Origin of the sequence: Actinomyces polynesiensis, assembly GCF_000820725.1 — a bacterium.
GTDB classification, from domain to species: domain Bacteria; phylum Actinomycetota; class Actinomycetes; order Actinomycetales; family Actinomycetaceae; genus Pauljensenia; species Pauljensenia polynesiensis.
The window spans coordinates 1-20,566 of the sequence record NZ_CCXH01000255.1 but is presented as its reverse complement, the minus strand read 5'-3'; the positions used below and the strand labels follow the sequence as shown (position 1 = coordinate 20,566).

General features: G+C 71.1%; 22 protein-coding genes. 3 read left to right on the top strand and 19 right to left on the bottom strand.

Translation table 11 applies throughout. From position 1 onward, the window contains the following. The 10 genes from TA90_RS10990 to rpsP all read right to left on the bottom strand — a co-directional run. On the bottom strand, positions 1-648 hold a 648-nt coding region (locus TA90_RS10990), incomplete at its 3' end, for a magnesium chelatase domain-containing protein (protein ID WP_147513475.1). Then, positions 645-1,052, bottom strand: coding sequence for a YraN family protein (locus TA90_RS10985; RefSeq protein ID WP_043536434.1), 408 nt, complete (start codon positions 1,050-1,052; stop codon positions 645-647). The genes TA90_RS10985 and TA90_RS10990, both read right to left, overlap by 4 nt. A 141-nt stretch (positions 1,053-1,193) precedes the next feature. After that, positions 1,194-1,496: a DUF2469 domain-containing protein gene (locus TA90_RS10980; protein WP_043536433.1), complete on the bottom strand. Its 303-nt coding sequence runs from the start codon at positions 1,494-1,496 to the stop codon at positions 1,194-1,196. Next, positions 1,493-2,200, bottom strand: a complete 708-nt coding sequence (locus TA90_RS10975) for a ribonuclease HII (protein ID WP_231550730.1) — start codon at positions 2,198-2,200, stop codon at positions 1,493-1,495. The genes TA90_RS10980 and TA90_RS10975 overlap by 4 nt, the downstream gene beginning before the upstream one ends. A gap of 86 nt (positions 2,201-2,286) precedes the next feature. Further along, positions 2,287-3,084, bottom strand: coding sequence for a signal peptidase I (gene lepB / locus TA90_RS10970; protein WP_082031652.1), 798 nt, complete (start codon positions 3,082-3,084; stop codon positions 2,287-2,289). Positions 3,085-3,162: 78 nt separating this feature from the next. After that, positions 3,163-3,522: a 50S ribosomal protein L19 gene (gene rplS / locus TA90_RS10965; protein WP_043536431.1), complete on the bottom strand. Its 360-nt coding sequence runs from the start codon at positions 3,520-3,522 to the stop codon at positions 3,163-3,165. 176 nt (positions 3,523-3,698) lie between these two features. Continuing rightward, entirely contained in the window at positions 3,699-5,093 is a 1,395-nt protein-coding gene (trmD, locus tag TA90_RS10960) for a tRNA (guanosine(37)-N1)-methyltransferase TrmD (RefSeq protein WP_043536430.1), read from the bottom strand. Continuing rightward, on the bottom strand, positions 5,093-5,650 hold the full coding sequence (gene rimM / locus TA90_RS10955) for a ribosome maturation factor RimM (protein WP_052450796.1): 558 nt from the start codon (positions 5,648-5,650) through the stop codon (positions 5,093-5,095). Before rimM ends, trmD begins: the two co-directional genes overlap by 1 nt. Positions 5,651-5,770: 120 nt before the next feature. Then, positions 5,771-6,010: an RNA-binding protein gene (locus tag TA90_RS10950; protein WP_043536429.1), complete on the bottom strand. Its 240-nt coding sequence runs from the start codon at positions 6,008-6,010 to the stop codon at positions 5,771-5,773. 2 nt (positions 6,011-6,012) lie between these two features. Continuing rightward, entirely contained in the window at positions 6,013-6,471 is a 459-nt protein-coding gene (gene rpsP / locus TA90_RS10945; RefSeq protein ID WP_043536427.1) for a 30S ribosomal protein S16, read from the bottom strand. 250 nt (positions 6,472-6,721) lie between these two features. On the opposite strand from rpsP, the gene TA90_RS10940 reads away from it, so the two are divergent. The 3 genes from TA90_RS10940 (at position 6,722) to TA90_RS10935 (ending at position 9,315) form a co-directional block, all read left to right on the top strand. Further along, positions 6,722-7,681, top strand: coding sequence for an inositol monophosphatase family protein (locus tag TA90_RS10940; RefSeq protein WP_187120137.1), 960 nt, complete (start codon positions 6,722-6,724; stop codon positions 7,679-7,681). A 191-nt stretch (positions 7,682-7,872) separates the two neighbouring features. Continuing rightward, positions 7,873-8,013: a hypothetical protein gene (locus tag TA90_RS14685; protein WP_156135667.1), complete on the top strand. Its 141-nt coding sequence runs from the start codon at positions 7,873-7,875 to the stop codon at positions 8,011-8,013. Between the two features lie 180 nt (positions 8,014-8,193). Beyond that, on the top strand, positions 8,194-9,315 hold the full coding sequence (locus TA90_RS10935; protein WP_052450794.1) for an aldehyde dehydrogenase family protein: 1,122 nt from the start codon (positions 8,194-8,196) through the stop codon (positions 9,313-9,315). Positions 9,316-9,358: 43 nt separating this feature from the next. Here TA90_RS10935 and TA90_RS10930 read toward each other — a convergent pair whose 3' ends face one another. The 9 genes from TA90_RS10930 to TA90_RS10890 all read right to left on the bottom strand — a co-directional run. Then, complete coding sequence (locus TA90_RS10930; protein WP_052450797.1) at positions 9,359-10,528, bottom strand: amidohydrolase family protein; 1,170 nt, start codon at positions 10,526-10,528, stop codon at positions 9,359-9,361. A 19-nt stretch (positions 10,529-10,547) separates the two neighbouring features. Continuing rightward, positions 10,548-12,152 carry a signal recognition particle protein gene (gene ffh, locus TA90_RS10925; protein ID WP_043536423.1) on the bottom strand — a complete coding sequence of 535 codons (1,605 nt, stop codon included), beginning with the start codon at positions 12,150-12,152 and terminating at the stop codon, positions 10,548-10,550. A 140-nt stretch (positions 12,153-12,292) separates the two neighbouring features. Further along, the gene (locus tag TA90_RS10920) at positions 12,293-14,098 is read right to left on the bottom strand and encodes a [protein-PII] uridylyltransferase family protein (RefSeq protein WP_052450793.1); all 1,806 of its coding nucleotides are present in this window, start codon (positions 14,096-14,098) and stop codon (positions 12,293-12,295) included. 16 nt (positions 14,099-14,114) lie between these two features. After that, positions 14,115-14,453: a P-II family nitrogen regulator gene (locus TA90_RS10915; RefSeq protein ID WP_043536421.1), complete on the bottom strand. Its 339-nt coding sequence runs from the start codon at positions 14,451-14,453 to the stop codon at positions 14,115-14,117. Between the two features lie 11 nt (positions 14,454-14,464). Continuing rightward, complete coding sequence (locus TA90_RS10910; RefSeq protein WP_043536419.1) at positions 14,465-15,727, bottom strand: ammonium transporter; 1,263 nt, start codon at positions 15,725-15,727, stop codon at positions 14,465-14,467. Between the two features lie 94 nt (positions 15,728-15,821). Then, positions 15,822-17,075: a signal recognition particle-docking protein FtsY gene (gene ftsY / locus TA90_RS10905; RefSeq protein WP_043536416.1), complete on the bottom strand. Its 1,254-nt coding sequence runs from the start codon at positions 17,073-17,075 to the stop codon at positions 15,822-15,824. Between the two features lie 80 nt (positions 17,076-17,155). Next, positions 17,156-17,530 (bottom strand): hypothetical protein, encoded by a 375-nt coding sequence (locus tag TA90_RS10900; protein WP_043536414.1) that lies wholly within the window; start codon positions 17,528-17,530, stop codon positions 17,156-17,158. Positions 17,531-17,665: 135 nt separating this feature from the next. Next, positions 17,666-19,804, bottom strand: a complete 2,139-nt coding sequence (locus TA90_RS10895) for a glucose PTS transporter subunit IIA (RefSeq protein WP_043536413.1) — start codon at positions 19,802-19,804, stop codon at positions 17,666-17,668. 118 nt (positions 19,805-19,922) lie between these two features. Continuing rightward, positions 19,923-20,566: AAA family ATPase (locus tag TA90_RS10890; protein WP_043536411.1), on the bottom strand; the 644-nt coding region annotated here is incomplete at its 5' end.

Below are 20,566 nucleotides of genomic sequence, written 5' to 3'. Positions count from 1 at the left end.
CTGGCCGCGCACGTCGGCCAGGTCGGGCACCTCCCCCGGACCCGGGCGTGCCCCGGGTGCCGGCCCGACCGCGAGCGCGTGCCCGGGCCCCGTCGCACCGACCCCCAGCGAGAACGCGCGCCTGGCCTCACCACCTCCGCGCTCCACCACATCTGCGAGGTGGTCGAGGGCGAGGACCTCCAGACCGGGCACGAGCGCCGCCTCCGCCGCGCAGGAGCCGGCCACGACCGCACGACGGATGCCGAGGCGCTGCGCCGAGACGAGGCACGGGAGCACCCCCGGTACCCCGCGCAGGGCCCCGTCGAGGCCGACCTCGGCGACGAACACGGTCGACTCGGTCAGCACGGGCGACACCTTGCCGGTCGCCACCAGGATCGACACGGTGACCGCCAGGTCGAACCCGCTGCCGGACTTGGGGAGGTCGGCCGGGGAGAGGCTGACGGTGATCCGGTGGTCGAGGGACTCCAACCCGCACGACTGCAGGGCGGCGCGCACGCGCTCCCTCGACTCGCGCACGGAGGCGTCCGGGAGCCCGACGAGGGCGAAGCCGACCAGTCCCCGGCCGACGTGGGTCTCCACCTGGACGAGATGGCCCTCCAGGCCCACCAGGCCCACCGCCATCGCGTTGGCCACGGCGCCGGCGTTCACGGGACGATCCCCCGCACCCACTCGACCCGGGCACCCCCGAGGTCCACGGGGCGTGGCACGTCGGACCGGCGCGCCACGGGAGGCACCGTCACCGCGATGACGTCCATGCGCACCCGTCCGTGGACGTCGTGCCGGGACAACCACGCTGCTGCCAGTGACCTCAGGCGCATGAGCTTCCGGGCGTCCACGGACTCGAGTGCGGTCCCGTGCCCGTCGCCGGTGCGGGTCCGCACCTCCACGAACACGACCGTCCCCGTCCCCGGGTCGCGGGCGACCACGTCGAGCTCGCCGCGACGCCCGTCGCGCCAGTTCCGGTCGAGGACCTCGAGTCCGTCCCCCACCACCAGCCGGACCGCCAGGTCTTCCCCGGCACGTCCCAGGGCCGCGCGGTGCGCCGTGTCCATGTCACCACCTCCACGCACAGGCTGGCAGCAGCGCGGGGGCACGGGAGGGTCAGGCGGCGTCCCCTGTGGACAGCGGAACGCCCCGCCCCGTGGGTGTTGACGGTCGCCTCGGCCGGACCTGTGGCGCGGGTGGGGGCCCGCTCAGGGGATGTCGAGCTCCGGCTTGGAGAGCTCCTCCACATTGACGTCCTTGTAGGTGATGACGCGCACCGACTTCACGAAACGCGAGGAGCGGTAGATGTCCCAGACCCAGGCATCGGTCAACGTCAGCTCGAAGAAGACGTCCTGACCGACGGGTCGGGCCTGCACGTCGACCTTGTTGCACAGGTAGAACCGACGTTCCGTCTCCACGACGTAGTTGAACAGCCCCACCACGTCGCGGTACTCGCGGAAGAGCTCCAGCTCCAGGGCGTTCTCGTATCCTTCGATGTCCTCACTGCTCACAGTCCCATCATGCCCTCTCCACCGGCGGCCGGCCTCATCGTGGACGGGTCCGCACCCCCGGCCGTGACCGGCACGACACCCGGGAGGTGCCATGACCTGCGGTGGAGCTCGCAGGGACCCAACCTTCCCAGTGCCCCGATGTGGGCGGGCGAGGCGTACCCCTTGTTGTTGGCCCAGTCGTAGCCGGGGTCGGGCAGGGAGCACATCCGGGCGTCACGGCGGACCTTCGCGAGCACCGAGGCAGCCGAGACCACCGCACACTCCAAGTCCGCACGCACACGCGTCACCACCGGCACACCGGGCCCCGTGCGTCCCTCCGGCGGCACCTCCGCGTCCTCCACCACCACCACGAGCCCCTCGGGTGACAGGAGCGCGGGCGCGGGAGGGGTCAGCCAGTCGTGGGAACCGTCGAGCAGCACGACACCCGGTTCCACCCCACCGGAACGGATCTCGGACAGGGCCCTCAGCCCCGCCAGTCTGAGCGCGGTGATGATGCCGAAACGGTCGACCTCCTCCGGGCCCGCCCAACCGACCGCGCTGGCGAGCACCCAGGCCTCCAGCGGGGCGCACAGGGACTCGCGCCGGTGCGGGCTCAGCCTCTTTGAGTCGGTGAGGCCCATCGGTGGCTCCCCGCAGGTCGCGTCCACGACGGCCACGCCGACCGCCACCGGTCCGGCCAACGCACCACGGCCGACCTCGTCCATCCCGGCCACACGCCCGTGGACGCGTGCCAGGTCCAGTTCGACGTCACGTGTGGAGGTCACCGGTGCGCGCACCGCCGGTGACCGCGTCACGGTTCGGGCACCTTGTCGAAGACCTCGCGCCCGCCCAGGGAACTCCAGTGGGACACGGGCCATATCACCCACATGGCCCGCCCGACCACGTCGTCGAGGGAGACGAAGGGCGTCTGCCCGTCCGTCATGTGGTACCTCGAGTCGGAGGAGTTCCCGCGGTTGTCACCCATGACCCACAGGTGGCCCTCCGGGACCACCACGTCGAAGGGGATCGTCGAGGGCGCCTGTCCCGGCGCCAGGTAGGGCTCGTCGATCGCGACACCGTTGACCTCGATCCGGCCGGCGGCGGTGCAGCAGGTGACGTGGTCCCCGCCCACACCGATGACCCGTTTGACGAGCGTCTGCTCACCGTCGGCGGGCAGGAAGCCGATGAACTCCCCCACGTCCCGCAGCACCCCGCCGGCACCTCCCGACTGCACCGTGGGGAGCCATCCCAGTGAGTCGTTGAACACGACGACGTCCCCGCGGTGGATGTCCCCCGTCCAGGCCGACACCCGCGAGACGGCGATGCGGTCGTCCTCCACGAGGGTGTCGTGCATCGACGGCGAGGGGATCCAGAACACCTGGACGACGAAGGCCCGGAGCAGTGAGGAGAGGATGACGGCGAGGAGGAGGACGAGGCCCACCTCGCGCAGCCATGCCAGCACACCGGAGCCGCCCGCGGCCCGGCCGCCGCCACGTCGCCGGGGCGGGGGGGACTGCTGGTCGCGGGCGATGTGGGTGCCCCGGGTGGCGCCGGCGGGCACGCCGTCGTCGGTGTCACCACCGATGGGCAGCCCCTCACGATCCGTCATGTCCGACGTCCTTCCTCGTCCCGCTGCACAGGATACGGGTCGGGCCCGGCACCTGGGGTGCCGGGCCCGACCCGTCCGTCACTCAGCGGCCGTGAAGTCGCGGTGTTCCTTGATCTTGGCGGCCTTGCCGCGCAGGTCACGCAGGTAGTAGAGCTTCGCCCGACGCACGGAACCACGGGTGACGACCTCGATGTGGTCGATCGTGGGGGCGTGCACCGGGAAGGTGCGCTCGACACCCACTCCGAAGGACACCTTGCGCACCGTGAAGGTCGAGGACACCCCGTGCCCACGGCGGGCGATCACGACGCCCTGGAAGACCTGGATGCGGGACCGGGTTCCCTCGACGACCCTGACGTGCACCTTGACGGTGTCACCGGCGCGGAAGGCGGGGATGCCCTCGCGCAGCGAGGCCTCGTCGACGACGTCCAGCTTCTGCATGTTCTCTCCTCGACGCACCTGCCGCAGGTCAGTCACGTCCGTCCTGCAGGCCAACGCCTGCTGTGCGTGTGTGGGCCCGACGTCCTGGTGTCCCCCTGCGGCAGGTTCCACCCGGTCGGCCCGACGTCACAGTCTGCCACACCGGTGGCCCCGGCCCCAAGGGGAAGGGGGCTGCGTCACTCCCGACCGGGAGTGAGGTTGCGCACGAGGACGTCGTCGATGTTGGAGACCTCGCCCACCATGAAGGTCCGACGTCCCGCCAGGGAGAAGCCGTGGCGCCGGTAGAAGTTCCGGGCCCGCTTGTTGGCGATGTTCGTGCCGAGGGCGACCTGGGAGTTGCGCCCCTGGGCCGCGACGTCCGCCACCGCCCGCTCCAGGAGGGCACCGGAGACGCCCGAACCGTGCCACTCCGGGGACACGTAGCACTTCGACAGGTAGGCGGCCCCGAGCTCGACCCGGCCGCGGCGCACCATCTCCGTGGGCATCCCGTCCGGACCCCCCAGCACCGTCAGCGTGTAGCCGATCAACGGGTCACCGTCACCCCTCACCTGGGCGACGATGATGCGGTGGTCCCCGGCGTCGTCGAGCATGCGCGCGAACTCGGACTCACTGAGGTGGGCGTCCACGAACGCCCGGATGTCCTCCTCCGTGAGGAAGTCGGGGCAGGCCAGGGGGAAGGTCGCGCGGGCGAGAGCGGCGACCGCGCCTGCCTCGTCACGACGGGCGTGCCGCAGCACGACGTCAGCCCGCCCGGGCACGAGGACCTTGCCCGCTCCGGCGAGGACCTCCCGGTCGTGGATGTCCAGTCGCTCCGGGTCCAACCGTTCGACGAGGTCGGGGCGACGGTGCGCGGTGCGCACGAGCGCCCGGTCGCGTCGCCACCTGGAGATGGCCGCATGGTCCCCACCGAGCAGGACCTCGGGGACCTCACGCCCCCTCCACGAACGGGGACGCGTGTAGGCGGGGTACTCGAGCAGCCCCTCCTCCGAGTACGACTCCTCCACGAGCGAGGCCGGGTTCCCGACCACCCCGTCGAGGAGGCGACCGACCGCCTCCACGAGGACGAGGGCGGCGACCTCACCGCCGTTGAGCACGTAGTCGCCGATGGAGAACTCGAGGACCTCCTGCTCCCGGTCACGGTAGTGGTCGGCCACGCGCTGGTCGATGCCCTCGTAGCGCCCGCAGGCCACCACGATCTGGTCCGCGCCGGCGAGGTCCTCCGCGATGCGTTGGGTGAGCGGCGGACCCGAGGGTGTCGGGATGGCCAGGACGCGACGAGGACGCCGGCCCGCGGACCCGACCCCGTCTCCCCCGTCCGCCCGGCCGGCGGTCTCGTGGAGTTCCGTGTCGAGGACCTCGTCGAGGGCACGTCCCCACACGTCCGCCCGCATCACCATGCCGGCCCCGCCCCCGTAGGGCGCGTCGTCGACCGTGCGGTGGCGGTCGTCCGTCCACGCGCGCAGGTCGTGGACGCCGACGTCGAGGAGCCCCTCCTCCTGCGCACGCCCCAGGAGTGAGAGGTCCAGTGCCGCGAAGTAGGCGGGGAAGATCGTCACGAGGTCGATGCGCATCAGCGCCCCGTCCCCCCGTCACGGCGCGGGGCGGGCTGCCCGTCCCGGTCGCCCGCATCGACCGCCTCCTCCTCGTCGAACAGACCGGGAGGGGCGTCGACGGTGACGGTGCCCGCGGCCACGTCCACCTCCGGGACGATCTGCACGACGAAGGGGACCATGACGCGACGGCCCGCGTGCTCGACGAGGAGCAGGTCCTGGGCAGGACCGGGCTGGAGTCCCACGACCGCACCGAGGAGCTCCCCGGTGGGGGTCCGTGCCTCGAGCCCGACCAGTTCGTGGGGGTACCAGGCGTCCTCCTCGGGCTCCGCCTCGACCAGGAGGTGGGTGCCCCGCAGTGCCTCGGCACCGGAGCGGTCGACGAGTTCGGCGAAGGTCGCCATGACCCGTCCCTTGTGGGTGCGCAGTGCCTCGACGGTCAGCTGCGGCACCTCCGGTGAGTCCGTGTCGAGGACCGAACCGGGGTCCAGACGCCCGGGATCGTCGGTCCGGATGTCGAGGTACACCTCGCCCCTGAGTCCGAGGGCGGGACCCACGACCGCTGCAGTCAGCTGCATTGCTCCCCCTCGTCACCGGACAGGACCGGGTCCCCATCCTAACCGTCGGACCTGCCCGGACATGCGGGCGGGGCCCGGGTTCACACCCGGGCCCCGCCATTCAGGTCCTTCAGGACCGTGTCACTCCCTGTCGGTGTCGACCACGTCGACACGCACGGGATCCCGCGAGGAGAGTGCCCCCATCACGGTACGGAGCGCCCGCGCGGTGCGGCCGTTGCGCCCGATGACCCGACCGAGGTCCTCGGGATTGACCCGGACCTCGAGCAGCTGTCCACGGCGCATCGACCTCGACGAGACCCGCACGTCATCGGGGTGGTCGACGATGCCGCTGACCAGGTGCTCCAACGCGTCGGAGAGCACGATCAGGCTTCCTCACCGGAGTCGGAGGACTCGGCGGTCTCCGACTCGGCGGACGCCTCCTCGGCCTTCGCGGCCTCCTTCGCCTTCTCGGCGGAGGCGGCGGCCTTGCGCTTCTCCGCAGCCGCTTCGGCGGCCTTGACGGCCTCGGCGGCCTCGGCGGCCCTGTCGGCCTCGGAGACCTTGACGCGGGACACCGCGTCGGCCTTGCCGTGCGACTTGGCGATGTCACCGGTCAGGACCAGCAGGTTGCGGACCTGGTCGGAGGGCTGGGCGCCGACCGAGAGCCAGTACTGCGCGCGATCGGAATCGATCTTGATCAGCGAGGGCTCACGGGTCGGGTCGTAGAGGCCGACCTCTTCGATGACCCGGCCGTCGCGCTTCTTGCGGGAATCGACGACGACGACACGGTAGAACGGCGCATGGATCTTGCCCATGCGCTTCAGACGGATGCGAACTGCCACTGGTGTGGTCACTCCTGTTTCGAATCGGGGTGGACCTCCCACCACGCCGGTGGGACACGGCGCGATGATTGCTCCTGGACACGGTGACGGGAGGTGAGAGGGTCCGCCCGGACCGGGTACAGCGGTCCATTGTGCCATGCCCGGGCCCCAGTCCCAAGCCGACCGCCGCACCTCGCGCCCCACCGGGAGTGCGATCGCTCACGTGGACACCCCTGCCGTCACCCCGGATGCGCGTGTGGACAATGGGAGCATGTCGAATCCCATCCCGTCCGACGGGGACGCCGCCATCGCGCACGACCTCGCCACGCTGGCCGGTGCCGCAGCCACGGCGGTCGCGCCCTACCTGCGTTCCGTGGCCCGCACGGTCACCTCCTTCGAGACCAAGGTGGACGTGCACGACCCCGTGACACTCCACGACCGGAGGGTCGAGGGCGCCCTCCACGCCCTCCTCGCGCGCATGGTCCCGGGGTCACGGGTCCTCGGGGAGGAGACCGGGGAGCACGTCCTGCCCCTCGAGCCGCCGAAGCTGACCGGAGAGTTCACGGAGCACTTCCTGGTCCCGACCTCCCCGGAGGTCCAGGGCGCCCTGAGGCGCTGCGCCCCCCTGCGCAACCGGGTCCGCTGGATCATCGACCCGATCGACGGGACGGCGAACTTCGCCGCGGGCATGTCCTACTTCAACACCTCCGTGGCCGCAGAGGTGGACGGGACGGCGGTGGCGGGCGCCGTCTCGGTGCCGATGAGCCACGAGCTCTTCGTCGCGGACCGCGACCGGTGCTGGGTGGAGGGGCCCACCGGGACGCGCGAGCTGCACGCGGACGGGCCCTCGCGCGAGGACCACGCCCTGCTCATCACCTACCATCCCGGCCTGGCCGTGCTGAGGCGGGACCCGCGGCTCGGCCTCGACCACGAGACACGTCTGGCGGAGGCCTACCAGGCCCTGCGTCGCCCGGGTGCGGCCGCGCTGGACCTGGCGATGGTCGCGGCGGGATGGTGCGGGGCGATGATCGGCACCTCCTTCAAACCCTGGGACGTCGCAGCAGGGATCCACCTGGTGCGCGTGGCCGGGGGCCGTGTCCTCAACCTGCCGTTGGGGAGCGGTCAGCCGGACGGGCTGCGCCCCGGTGTCGTCGCCTCGGCACGCCAGCTCGACGCATGCACCGCCACGGCGCTCCTGCGGGAGCTCGAGGAGATCTCAGCGAACTCCTGAACCCTCCACGGGCGACCGGGTTCGGCGCGCCGAACCCGCCCGGTCGGGACCTCCATCCCACCGGGGACCCTGCTTGACCGGATCGTGACCTCCCACGGTGGCACCCGGGACCTTCTGCACATGTGTCCACCCCTCATGTGCATATTCTCAGGAGTGTCAGGAAGCACACTCGACGTCGAGGAGCCGAGACCATGCACACCTCCACCGCCACACCGACTGCCACACCCGCCACTCCCACCCCCGGCACACCTCCCACCCCCGACACCCCTCCCACCGCAGGACCCGTGCCCGCCCTGCTCGCCGCAGCGGCGGCGCCTGCCTGGCAGACCTAGACCAGGAACGGTCGACGTGATCGTCCGGGCGGCAGCCGCCGCAGCGGCGCACGCAGCGCGGGACCTCGCGCTGGAGGCCGTGTCCGAGACCGGCCGCGGGGTCGTCGAGGACAAGGAGGCGAAGAACCTCTTCCGGCGACGACCGTCGCCCAGGACCTCCTGGCCCAACGCACCGTCGGGGTGGTCGGGCACGACGAGGGCCTGGGGCTCACCCACATCGCCGAACCCGTCGGCACCGTCGTGGCACTCACCCCCGTGACCAACCCCACCTCCACCACGGTCTTCAAGTCCCTCCTGTGCCTCAAGACCCGCAACCCGGTGGTCTTCGCCTTCCACCCCTCCGCCCAGCGCTGCTCCTCCCGGGCGGCCCGAATCGTCCGCGACGCGGCCCTCGCCGCGGGCGCGCCGTCCGGGTGCATCCAATGGGTCGGCGACCCCGACATGGCGACCACCCGTGAACTCCTCTCCTCCCCGGACACCTCGATGGTCCTGGCCACCGGGGGCAACGCCATGGTCCGGGCCGCGTACTCCAGCGGCCACCCCGCGATCGGTGTGGGCGCAGGCAACGTGCCGGCCTACATCCACGCCTCGGCCGACGTCGAGCGCGCCGTCGCCGACGTCGTGGCCTCCAAGACCTTCGACAACGGCATGATCTGCGCCTCCGAGCAGGCGCTCATCATCGACGACACCGTGTGGGAGCGCACCGTCTCCGCGCTCCTGGGCCTCGGGGTCCACATCACCGACCGGGTGGAGACCCGCGCCCTCGAGCAGCTGCTCTTCGGCACGCACACCGGAGCGCCGGGGGTGGAGGACGCCCGTCTCTCCCCTGCGGTGGTCGGGCACAGCGCCCCTGAACTGGCCCGCCGGGCGGGCTTCGGCGTCGCGCCCTCGACCACGGTCCTGGCCGCGACCATCGGGGGCGTCGGGCGTGACCACCCGCTCTCGCGTGAGAAGCTCTGCCCCGTCCTTGCGGTCATCCGCGTCCCCTCGACCGAGGAGGGCATCGAGACCGCGGGGCGCATGGTCGAGCTCGACGGGCTCGGTCACACGGCGGTCGTCCACGCGGAGGACGCGGAGGTGGTCGAACGCTTCAGCCGACGCGTGAAGGCGGTGCGGATCATCGTCAACTCACCCGCGGCGCTCGGCGCGATCGGCGGCCTCTGCAACGCGCTGACCCCCTCGCTCACCCTGGGGTGCGGGGCCTTCGGGCACACCTCGGTGTCCGACAACGTCACGGCCCGGCACCTGCTCAACATCAAGCACGTCGCCCTGCGACGTGAACCCGCCACCGCTGCGCGCTGAGCCGGCAGTGACCGGCACCGAGGGGACCGAGGGCCGCCACCGCTCAGTGCCGTGGTGACCGCTCCGCGACGACCTCGCCGCGGAGCACGACGGCGGACGGGTGTGCCAGCGCGGAGGGGTCACGGCGCGGATCCGCGTCGAAGACGACCAGGTCGGCCGGTGCGCCCGGTGACAGGGACGGCAACCCGAGCGTGTCCCGGGCCCTCCAGGTGGCGAGGTCCAGGACCCGTGCGGGTGACGCCCCCGCACGCACCCACAGGTCGAGCTCGCGGGCGATGCTCCCGTGCCGCTGGTACCCACCGGAGTCGGTGCCGGGGAGCAGGCGGACCCCGGAGTCGAAGAGCCTCTCGGTGTGGCCGCGGCGGTCCTCGTACATGGCCCTCATGGTCGTGGCGTAGCGGGGGTAGCGGGACCCCGCCTGGTCGGCGAAGTCCCCGAAGAGCTCGATCTGGAGCAGGGTCGGCGTCACAGTCACCCCGCGCGCGGCCGCCTCGGCCATCTGGTCGTCGTCCATCCCGGTACCGTGCTCGATGTCGTCGACGCCGGCTTCGAGCAGGTCGTCGACCGCCGCGTGGGAGAAGCAGTGCACCGCGACCCGGGCGCCGGCGTCGTGGGCCGCCGCCACCGCGTCGACGAGGACCTCACGCGGCCACAGCGGGTCGAGGTCGGAGTCCGCACCCGCGGAACGGTCGATCCAGTCGCCGACGATCTTCACCCATCCGTCCCCCACCGCGGCCTGGCGGACGATCTCGGCGGGAAGCCGCCGGGGGTCCTCCAACTCCACGGCGAGGCCGCGCATGTACCGCCGGGGACGCGCGATGTGGCGTCCGGCCCGCACGAGGCGGGGCAGGTCGTGGCGCTCCTTGACCCAGGAGTTGTCGACCGGCACCCCGCAGTCGCGCACGGCGAGCACCCCGGAGTCGCGGTCGGCCAGGGCCTGTTCCTCCTGCTCGGCGCGGGTGGCCGGTCCCTCCTCCGGGGAGATCCCGATGTGGCAGTGGACGTCCACGAGGCCGGGCACTGCCCACCCCGTGAGGTCGGGGGCAGGACCGGACCCGTCGAGGCGGTGGACCCGTCCCTCCCGGACCTCCCAGGAGCCCCTCACCCACTCGGCGTCCGGGAGGTGTTCCGCCGCCGCTCCCGTCCCGGTCGCGGCCGGGAGTCCCTCCACGTGCCCCGTCTCGTGGCCACGGGTTCCCCCGCGCCACAGCATCCGTCCGGAGAAGATCACCTCAACGCCCCTGGAGCATCCGCCTGACGTCCTCGGGCAGGTCGTCCATGGAAGGTCGTGCCGGCACCGGGTCGGCGGCCGGTTCCCCCAGACCGAAGGCGGAACCCGCGACCGGCGTCCTGTCGGCCCCACCCCGCTGTTCCCTGGGCAGCAGGGCCTCGAGCTCCTGCTGACGCCTCTTGGCGGGATTGCCGGAGCGCGCCTTCTTCTTGACACGCGCCTTCTGGGCCGCGGCCCGCTTCGCGTCCGCGCGCTGCTTGGCGCGCCCACCCTTGCCCGGCAGGGACCCCATGCCCGGCATCCCGCCACCCTGGGCCATCTGGCCCATCATCGCCTTGGCTGCGTCGAAACGCTTGACCAGGGCGTTGACCTCGGTGACGGTCGTGCCCGACCCGCGGGCGATGCGCGCCCGGCGGGAACCGTTGAGGACCTTGACGTCCGCACGCTCCGCGGGGGTCATCGAGCGCACGATGGCCTCGACCCTGTTGACCTCGCGCTCGTCGAAGTTCTCCAGCTGGTCACGCATCTGTGCCATTCCGGGGACCATGCCGAGGATCTTCTTCATGGACCCGAGCTTGCGCACCTGCTGGAGCTGGGAGAGGAAGTCGTCGAGGGTGAGCTCCCCGGACATCGCCCGGGCGGCGACCTTCTCGGCCTCCTCCTGGTCCATGCGCTTCTCGGCCTGCTCGATGAGGGTGAGCACGTCACCCATGTCGAGGATGCGCCCCGCCATGCGGTCGGCGTGGAAGCGCTCGAAGTCGTCGAGGTCCTCGCCGGTGGAGGCGAAGAGGATCGGGGCACCCGTCACCCCGCGCACCGACAGGGCGGCACCGCCGCGGGCGTCACCGTCGAGCTTGGAGAGCACCACCCCGGTGAACCCGACACCGTCGCGGAAGGCGGTGGAGGTCTGCACCGCGTCCTGACCGACCATGGCGTCCAGCACGAACATCGTCTCGTCGGGGTGGACGGCGTCGCGGATCGCGATGGCCTGGTCCATCATCTCGCGGTCGACACCGAGACGACCGGCGGTGTCGACGATGACGACGTCGATGCCGGAGTGGATGGCGTGGTCGAGACCAGAGCGGGCCACCTCGACCGGGTCGCCCACCCCGTTGCCCGGCTCCGGCGCCCACACGGGGACGCCTGCGCGCTCACCGACCACCTGCAGCTGCTGGACGGCGTTGGGCCGCTGCAGGTCGGAGGCGACGAGGAGGACGGACCTGCCCTCCTCGTGCAGCCACTTGCCGAGCTTGCCTGCCAGGGTCGTCTTGCCGGCGCCCTGGAGGCCCGCGAGCATGAAGACCGTGGGGCCCCGGCGGGCGAAGTGGAGTTCGCGGGTCTCCCCGCCGAGGATCTCGACGAGTTCGTCGTGGACGATGCGCACGACCTGCTGACCGGGGTTGAGTCCCTGGGTACGGGCGGCGCCGTGGGCCTTCTCCCGGACCTTCGAGGTGAACTCGCGCACCACGGGGAGCGCGACGTCGGCGTCGAGGAGGGCTCGACGGATCTCGGAGATCGTCCGGTCGACATCGGCCTCGGTGAGGACGCCGCGGCCGCGGAGCTGCTTGAAGGACTGACCCAAGCGGTCGGAGAGGTTCCCGAACACGTGATTCCCACTTCCGGGGCGAGGAGGGCTGAATTGGCTGTCCCCCAGACTAGCGCACGCCGTCGCGACGCCCCCGCCCGGGTGGGCCGGGCACCGACGGAGGTGGCGGACCCCGGCCGACCGGTGCCCACCCCCCCTGTTCAGTCCGTGAGGACCTCCCAGCACACCCGCGCCAGGCCGTTGACGAGGCTGGCCCTCCAGGGGTTCCAGGCCTTGTCCCCGGCGGCCACGGAGTCCGCCCGGGTGAGTGCGATCAACGTCGCGAGGCGACGGGGGTCGTGGTCCACGGCATCCAGGACGAGGTCGACCGTGGCCGGGTCGTCCGGGTCACGTGAGGTCGCCGCGAGTGCGAGCACGAGGTGGTGGTCCACGAGTGAGGTGACGGTGTCGACCAGCTCGGGGAAGCCCATGCGCTCGAGGATGGCGGGGATGAGGACGGCGCCCTCGTGGGGGTGGTCGATGCCGCCCCCGGGTGGCCTCTTGCCGATGTCGTGGAGGAGGGCGGTCAGCAGCGCGGTGGTGCGGTCGATGACCGAGCGGTCGAAGGGCGGGAGCCAGTCGGCGTTGCCGGCGAGCATCTCCCCCATCTCGGCCACGGTGCCCACGCAGTGGCGGTCGACGGTCCAGCGGTGGAACTCGGCACGTTGGGGGCGTGAACGCAGGGCCTCCCACTCCGGGATCCAGGCACTGGGCACCCCCGCACCGTCCAGGGCGAACCAGGCCGGGATGACCCCCCTGCCCGACCCGATGAAGTCGACGAAGAGATGTGCCCTCCGCGAGGACCACATGGCCTCCCCCGACATCAGCCCGTCCCCGACCGCTGCGCGGATGTCGTCGAGGGTCGCGGCGGAGGGGGACATGCCCGTCCGTGCCGCTGCGCCCGCGAGTTCGAGGACCGCGGAGGGATCGCGGGCGGAGTCGGCCTCGGTGAAGACGAGGGAGGAGTCCGACACCGCGATGCCGAAGCCGAGTTCGTCGAGGTGCGCCACCTTCCTCGAACCACGCGGTGAACGGGGACTGAAGATCCTGCGCCGCAGCCCTCCGGGACCCCAGGCCTCACGCGCACCGAGTGCACGCTGCACCACCCCGTCGGTGGCCTCCGAGATGGCGGAACCGGCCCGGCTCACCAGTCGCATGAGGTCAGTCTCGGCATCGGGGCCCTCGAGTCCGAGGGCGTCCGCGACCTCAGCCTGGTGGGCACGCAGCAACCGGGCCGTGTGTCGTCTGGTGACGCGCTGGAGGGCGTCCTGGACGTCGCAGAGGAGCGCCGCGGCGTCCTCGACGCGGTCGTGCGGGTAGTCGGTCAGCCAGGTGGCCGCGAGTGCCCTCATGAGGTTGAGGTCACGCAGGCCCCCCTTGCTGGACTTGATGTCGGGCTCGTTGACGAGGTCGATGTCGCCGTCGTGGCCCCACCGCTCCCGTGCCCCCGAGAGCAACTCGTCGACGCGGGTGGGGGCGGCCTTGCGGAGGTCCGCGGCGACCGCACTGCGGACGGCCTCCGTGAGCTCGCGGCTGCCCGCGACGTGGTGGAGGTCGAGGAGCCCGGTGAGGGCGGGGAGGTCCGTGCGCGCGACCTCGCGGCACTGCTCGGGGGTGCGCACCGAGTGGTCGACGGCGACCCCTGAGTCCCACAGGGGGTAGAGCAGGTGCTGGACCAGTTCGTCGATGCGCCCCTGGAGGCGCCGGGGCAGGTCGTGGAGCACCACCACGTCGATGTCTGAGGTCGGCCCGCCCTCGCCGCGGGCGAAGGAGCCCACGATGGCCAGGGCGACCGGCCCGATGTCCAGGTCACGGGTCGCCCCGTCCCACACGGAGAGGAGGTGGTCGGTGACCGACTGCTGGACGGCACGTCGATAGGCCCTGCCCGGACCGGGGTGCCACTGTCCGTCCTCGATGGGACGGGGTGGTTCCAGGTCGAGCAGGGCCTGACCGAGCGTGGGTGCCACTGGTGTGATCACAACCTCACAGAGCTGAGGGGCCGGACTCGCCGGTGCGGACGCGGATGACGTCGTCGACGGGGCTGACCCAGATCTTGCCGTCACCGATGTTACCCGTGCGGGCGGCACCGGAGATCGCCTCGACCGCCGCGGCGACCTCGTCGTCACGGACGAGGGTCTCCAGACGGATCTTGGGCACGACGGTCACGGCGTACTCCGCGCCACGGTAGACCTCGGTGTGGCCCTTCTGGCGTCCGGTCCCCGATGCCTCGGAGATGGTCGCCCCGGTGAGGCCGATGGCCTCGAGGGCCTCGCGGACGGGATCGAGGCGGTAGGGCTGGATGATCGCGGTGATGAGCTTCATGTCGGTTCCCTTCAGGAGAGACGCGCCGCGGCGGTCGGGTTCTCGTACGCGGTCTCGGAGTGCTCCGCGAGGTCGATCCCACGGATCTCGGCCTCGGGGCTGATCCTCCAACCCATCGTGGCCTTGAGTGCATACCCAATGATGCCAGTGATCACGCCCGAGAAGACGACCGCGAAGAGGGCGATGAGGATCTGGGTGATGAGCAGTCCGATGCCGCCCCCGTAGAAGAGGCCGCCGTCGGTGGCGAGGAAGCCGATGAGCACGGTACCGGTGAGGCCGCCGACGAGGTGGACGCCCACGACGTCCAGGGAGTCGTCGTAGCCGAGCTTGAACTTCAGGCCCACCGCCATGGCGCACAGGGCACCCACGATGAGACCGAGGATGGTGGAACCGATCGGGTTGAGGGCACCTGCGGCGGGTGTGATGCCGACCAGGCCCGCGACGATGCCGGAGGCCGCACCCAGCGAGGTGGCGTGGCCGTCGCGGATGCGCTCGGTGAGCATCCATCCCAGGACCGCTGCACCGGCGGCGACGGTGGTGTTGACCCAGGCCATGCCGGCCACGGCATCCGCGGTGAAGGCGGATCCCGCGTTGAACCCGTACCAGCCGAAGAGGAGGAAGGCGGCACCCATCATCACGAAGGGCAGGTTGTGCGGACGCATGGCCTCGGTGCCGAACCCGGGACGCTTGCCGATGATCAGGGCCAGCACGAGGCCCGCGACACCGGCGTTGATGTGGACCACGGTGCCACCGGCGAAGTCGATGGGTGCCACACCGGTGAGGGTCGCGATCGGGCCGTCGGCGGAGAGCAGACCACCACCCCACACCATGTGGGCCATGGGGAAGTAGGCGAAGGTGACCCACAGGGCCGCGAACGCGAGCCACGTGCCGAACTTGACGCGCTCGGCCAGGGAGCCGGAGATCAGGGCGACGGTGATGATGGCGAACGTCATCTGGAAGGCGACGCCCACCCAGTTCGGCACGCCGTTGGCGTCCAGGGCTCCTCCGTCGAAGGAACCGAGCAGGCCGAACTGCTCGAAGGGATTGGCGAAGATCCCGGCGATGTCGGAACCGCCGTAGCTCATCGACCAGCCCCACAGGGGGTAGATGACGGCGACGACGGCCAGGACGCCGAAGGACATCATCATCATGTTGAGGACGGACTTCGTGCGGCTCATGCCGCCGTAGAACAGGGCGAGCGCTGGGGTCATCAGGAGGACCAGCGATGCCGAGGTGAGCATCCAGGCGGTTGCGCCTGTGTCGAGTGTGTCCACGGGAGTGCCTTCCGGGTCGGAAAACTGACACCCTGAAGATACCGGGAAGGATTTGCCAGATCTTTACTGATCCACGATGTGGACGAGACTCCCTTTACTTTCCGACAATGGCACTGACGAAGTCCTGGGCATCGAATGGTGCAAGGTCATCGGCACCTTCACCCAGACCCACGAATTTCACCGGGACCCCCAACTCCTTCTGGACGGAGACGACGATGCCGCCCTTGGCGGACCCGTCGAGCTTGGTCAGCACGATCCCCGTCACGTCGACGACATCGGCGAAGACCTGCGCCTGGCGCATCCCGTTCTGCCCCGTCGTCGCGTCGAGCACCAGGAGGACCTCGTTGACGGGGGCGCGACGTTCCATGACCCTCTTGACCTTGCCGAGCTCGTCCATGAGGGTCGACTTCGTCTGGAGGCGCCCTGCCGTGTCGACCATGACGACGTCGACACCCCTCTCGGCCCCCTCACGCACCGCGTCGAAGGCCACCGAGGCAGGGTCGGCACCGTCGCGGTCGGCGCGCACGACCTCGACACCGACCCGCTCCCCCCAGGTCGCGAGCTGGTCCGCTGCCGCGGCGCGGAAGGTGTCGGCGGCCCCGAGGAGGACCGTGTCCCCCTCGGCGACCAGCAGTCGGGCGAGCTTGCCCACGGTGGTGGTCTTCCCGGTGCCGTTGACCCCGACCACGAGCACCGTGGCGGGCAGGGGCGCGCCCTCCTCGGAGAGCGCGTGGTCGAGGTGGAGGGACCGGTCCATCCCCGGGTCCACGAGCGTCAGCAGCTCCTCGGAGAGGATCTGGCGGACCTCGGCGGGGTCCTGGGTGCCCTGGACCCGGACCCGGGTCCGCAGCGCGTCCATGATGTGCTCGGTGGCAGGCAGGCCGAGGTCCGCCATCAGGAGCGTGTCCTCGATCTCCTCCCAGTCCTCCGTCGTGAGGTCCCCCCGGGAGAACACGCTGAGCAGGGCGTTCCCGATCGCACCGGAGCGGGAGAGGCGTGAACGCAGCCGCTCCAGGCGCGAGGGGACGGACTCGGGGACCTCCACCGGGGGGACCGGGACCGACGGTGCGGGCTCCGCGGGTGCAGGCCCGGCCGGGGCGGTCGTCCCGGACGCCGGGGCGCCGGGACCCCGTGCGCCCTCCCCGCCCTCCCCCGCTCCACCCGGAAGAGGTTGCGCCTCCTCGGGCGGACGTGCGGAGGGACCCTCCTCGTGCTCCCGGGTCGGGCGCTCCTCGGGTGGTCGGGGTCGGCGCACCACGAGGACGACGACCGCGACCAGGGCCAGCACGACGAGCACCGCGACCGCGATGCCCGTGGGCGTCTGCAGGAAGTTCAGGAGTGCGTCCATGGGCCCATCATCCCCCACCCGGGGGGAAGGGTTCCACCGGCCCGTCGTCCAGCGGGGGACCCCGCCGGGGCGCACGGTCGTCAGTGGGAGGTGCGGGCGGGGCCCGCCCCGCCCCGGTCCTCCCGGTGGGGGACGCGGGGTGCCTGGATGCCCTCGAGCTTCTCCGCCGCGTTCTCGAGGTGCACATAGCCGGGGAGTGCTGCGGGGTCGATGTAGCCCGACCCCTGCTGTTCGGTCGAGGAGAGCATGTCGTCCAGCGAGACCCGGCGCGGGTCGACGTCGTCCAGCGGGACGCCCTCGTCCTCCATGTCGGTCCACGCCCTGGTCTGGCGGCGCAGGTGCGACTGCCACTGGTCGGCAGGGCGGCGGGAGACGGCGAGCGCCACGATCACGCCGACGGCCACCACGAGCACGACGACGACGGTCAGGACGATCACGGCCACTCCCTCGAACATGCCCCCACCGTGGCATGGGGGGACCGACCTCGTCGAGGCCACACTCCCCTGCGTGTCCGTTCTGCAACCATGAGACGACTCACTGTCCGGCCGGTCCGGGACCCGTTCGGTGGGCTCGGTCACGGCCGGGGTGGGTCATCCCTGTGCGCTGACCTCCAGGAGGGGGTCACCCACGTGGACGGGCCCGCTGCCGACCTGCCGGACCGAGGCGAACTTGCGGTGGTTCGTGACGATGACGGGAGTGATCAGTGAGTACCCGGCCTCGTCGATGATCCCGCGGTCGAAGGTCACCAGCGGGTCCCCCGCCGAGACGTGCTGGCCCGCCGTGACCTTGACGTCGAAGCCCTTGCCGTCGAGGTTGACGGTGTCGATCCCGACGTGGATCAACACCTCGATGCCGTCGTCCAGCTTGAGCCCGAAGGCGTGTCCGGTCTTCTGGGCGACGATGACGGTGGCGTCCCCGGGGGCGTGCACCGTGTCCGAGCTCGGTTCGATCGCTGCGCCGGGTCCGAGCGTCCCCTGGCTGAACACCGGGTCGGGGACTCGCGTGAGTGGCAGTGCCCTGCCCTCCAGCGGGGAGGCGAGGACCGTCACCGCACCGGGGACGAGCGCCGCCCGTGTCGTGGTCCCCGTCGGGGCGGACGTGGCTGCCGGTGCGGCGCCGGTCCCCTCCTGGGTGGGGATGGAACCGGTCGTCGGCACCGCGGCGGACCCGGCGGACCCGGCGGACGCGGCTGACGCGGCGACGGTGCTGCCCACCGCGCCCTCCTCCTGCTGGGCGGCGGCCGCCGCACGGGAGGCCTCGAAGGCGGCCTTCTGCTCCGGGGTGCGGTAGTCGGAGATGATCACCAGCACCATGGAGGTGAAGAAGGCCGCCGCCACCGCGATCGCGTAGAGGGGGATGTTGTTGAAGGCCGGGATGGTCAGCAGGGAGGTGAAGACGAACGCGTGCGTCGTGATGCCGTGGGGCAGACCCAGGACCAGGGAGCCCACACCGATGATGACACCGCCGGTGAAGCAGCCCACCAGCATGCGGGGGTAGATCCGCTTGTAACGCAGGTGGATGCCGTACAGGGACGGTTCCGAGATGCCCCCGAGGAGGCCTGCGGCCAGGGCTCCGGTCGCGGTCTGGCGCATCTGCGTGTCCTTGGCGCGCGCCGCGATGACGAGGACACCCGCAGTGGCCCCGAAGCAGGCGAAGTTCCAGGCACCCATGGGCCCCTGGATGTAGTCGTAGCCGAGGTTCTGGATGTTGAGCAGCATGATGGCGTTGATCGGCCAGTGCAGGCCCAGCGGCACCATGAAGGGGTAGAGCAGGGGGATGACGATCGCGAAGATGAACGGGGAGAAGTTGTTGATGGCACTGAGCAGGTTGGCCAGGCCGGCCCCGGCGTAGACGCCGATGGGGCCGATGAGGAAGGCCGTGAGCGGGATCATCACGAGCATCGAGAGGAACGGCACGAAGATCAGCTGGACGTTCTCCGGGATCAGCCTGCGCAGCAGCTTGTAGAGGGGCCCCAGGACCGCGGCCATGAGGAGTGGCGGGAACACCTGGGAGGAGTAGTCGAAGATCGTCAGGGGCAGCCCGAGGACACGCACCACGTGGATCTCCGAGCCCCACAGGGTGAACGTCTCGGCCTGTTCCCCCATCTGGGTGAACCCCGGAAGCATGACGACCGCCATGACGGCGAAGCCGATCCAGGGGTCCACGTCGAGCTTCTTGGACGCGTTGTAGGCGACCATGAGGGGCAGGAAGACGAAGACGGACTTCCACGCCAGGTTGACGAACTGCCACGACGGGCTCAGTTCCGTGCGCGGGTCCGCCCAGTTGGGGATGACGCCGAGGGTGCCCATGAGCGCCATGAAGGTGATGAACAGCGAGGCGCCGAGCAGTGCGCCGAGGATGGGCCGGAAGGAGTCGGAGAGGAACTCGAAGAGGGAGTCGAGCCAGGCGACCTTGCCCCGGGGACCCTTGGCACGCTCAGCGGCCTTGGTCGCCGCCGCGGAGTCGGGTGCGCCCGCCGACGCCATCTCGGGGAGCGCCTGGATCTCGTTGTAGACGTTCTGCACCCCGCCGCCGATGACGACCTGGAAACGGTCGCCGCCCTGCGGGACGGCACCCAGCACCCCGGGGATCGCCTCGACCTTGGCCTGGTCGACCCCACTCGCGTCACGCAGCTGGAACCTGAGTCTGGTCGCACAGTGCGTGAGGGAGACGATGTTGCCCGGTCCCCCGACCTCCTTGACGATCTCGCTGGCCTCCGACGTCGACATCGTTCCCCCTCCCGGCGGACGGACGTCCGCCCAGGTCTGCGTGCCCGGATGCTTCCGACATTGGACAATGTAGTCGAGCCCCCAGGAGGGGGGTGGGAGGTTGGGCTCCGGTGTCCCCTCAGCGGACCCCGGCCCCCGGTGCGGCCCCCGAGAGGCGTTGGGAGACCACGCGTGTCACCCCGTCGCGCATCGTGACGCCGTAGAGGGCGTCGGCGATCTCCATCGTCCGCTTCTGGTGGGTGATGACGATCAGTTGGCTGCTCTCGCGCAGTTCCCGGAAGATCTGGAGGAGCCTGGAGAGGTTGACGTCGTCCAGCGCGGCCTCGACCTCGTCCATGACGTAGAAGGGCGACGGGCGCGCCTTGAAGATCGCCACGAGGAATGCCAACGCCGCCAGGGAACGCTCCCCACCGGAGAGGAGCGAGAGACGCTTGACGCGCTTGCCCGCGGGACGGGCCTCGATCTCGATGCCGGTGGAGAGCATGTCCTCGGGATCGGTGAGGACGAGGTTCCCCTCCCCTCCGGGGAAGAGCACCTCGAAGGTGTGGGCGAACTCCCGCTGGGTGTCCGCGAACGCGGTGGCGAAGGCCTGCTGGACCAGGGTGTCGACGTCGTCGATGATGCGGAGCAGGTCGGCCTTGGACGACCTGAGGTCCTGGACCTGGGAGACGAGGAACTCGTGCCGACGCGCGAGGGCGGCGTGCTCCTCCAGGGCCAGCGGGTTGACGCGTCCCAGTCGTGCCAGTTCCGTCCGCGCCCGCT

Bases quoted from the DNA above. Each gene is read 5' to 3' on its own strand.
- TA90_RS10895 (WP_043536413.1), bottom strand. From the start codon at position 19,804: ATGTCGACGTCGGAGGCCAGCGAGATCGTCAAGGAGGTCGGGGGACCG.
- TA90_RS10940 (WP_187120137.1), top strand. From the start codon at position 6,722: ATGTCGAATCCCATCCCGTCCGACGGGGACGCCGCCATCGCGCACGAC.
- TA90_RS10915 (WP_043536421.1), bottom strand. From the start codon at position 14,453: ATGAAGCTCATCACCGCGATCATCCAGCCCTACCGCCTCGATCCCGTC.
- ftsY (WP_043536416.1), bottom strand. From the start codon at position 17,075: ATGGACGCACTCCTGAACTTCCTGCAGACGCCCACGGGCATCGCGGTC.
- TA90_RS10900 (WP_043536414.1), bottom strand. From the start codon at position 17,530: ATGTTCGAGGGAGTGGCCGTGATCGTCCTGACCGTCGTCGTCGTGCTC.
- lepB (WP_082031652.1), bottom strand. From the start codon at position 3,084: ATGACGGATCGTGAGGGGCTGCCCATCGGTGGTGACACCGACGACGGC.
- trmD (WP_043536430.1), bottom strand. From the start codon at position 5,093: ATGCGCATCGACCTCGTGACGATCTTCCCCGCCTACTTCGCGGCACTG.
- TA90_RS10930 (WP_052450797.1), bottom strand. From the start codon at position 10,528: ATGCTGTGGCGCGGGGGAACCCGTGGCCACGAGACGGGGCACGTGGAG.
- TA90_RS10975 (WP_231550730.1), bottom strand. From the start codon at position 2,200: ATGGACGAGGTCGGCCGTGGTGCGTTGGCCGGACCGGTGGCGGTCGGC.
- TA90_RS14685 (WP_156135667.1), top strand. From the start codon at position 7,873: ATGCACACCTCCACCGCCACACCGACTGCCACACCCGCCACTCCCACC.
- TA90_RS10985 (WP_043536434.1), bottom strand. From the start codon at position 1,052: ATGGACACGGCGCACCGCGCGGCCCTGGGACGTGCCGGGGAAGACCTG.
- rimM (WP_052450796.1), bottom strand. From the start codon at position 5,650: ATGCAGCTGACTGCAGCGGTCGTGGGTCCCGCCCTCGGACTCAGGGGC.
- rplS (WP_043536431.1), bottom strand. From the start codon at position 3,522: ATGCAGAAGCTGGACGTCGTCGACGAGGCCTCGCTGCGCGAGGGCATC.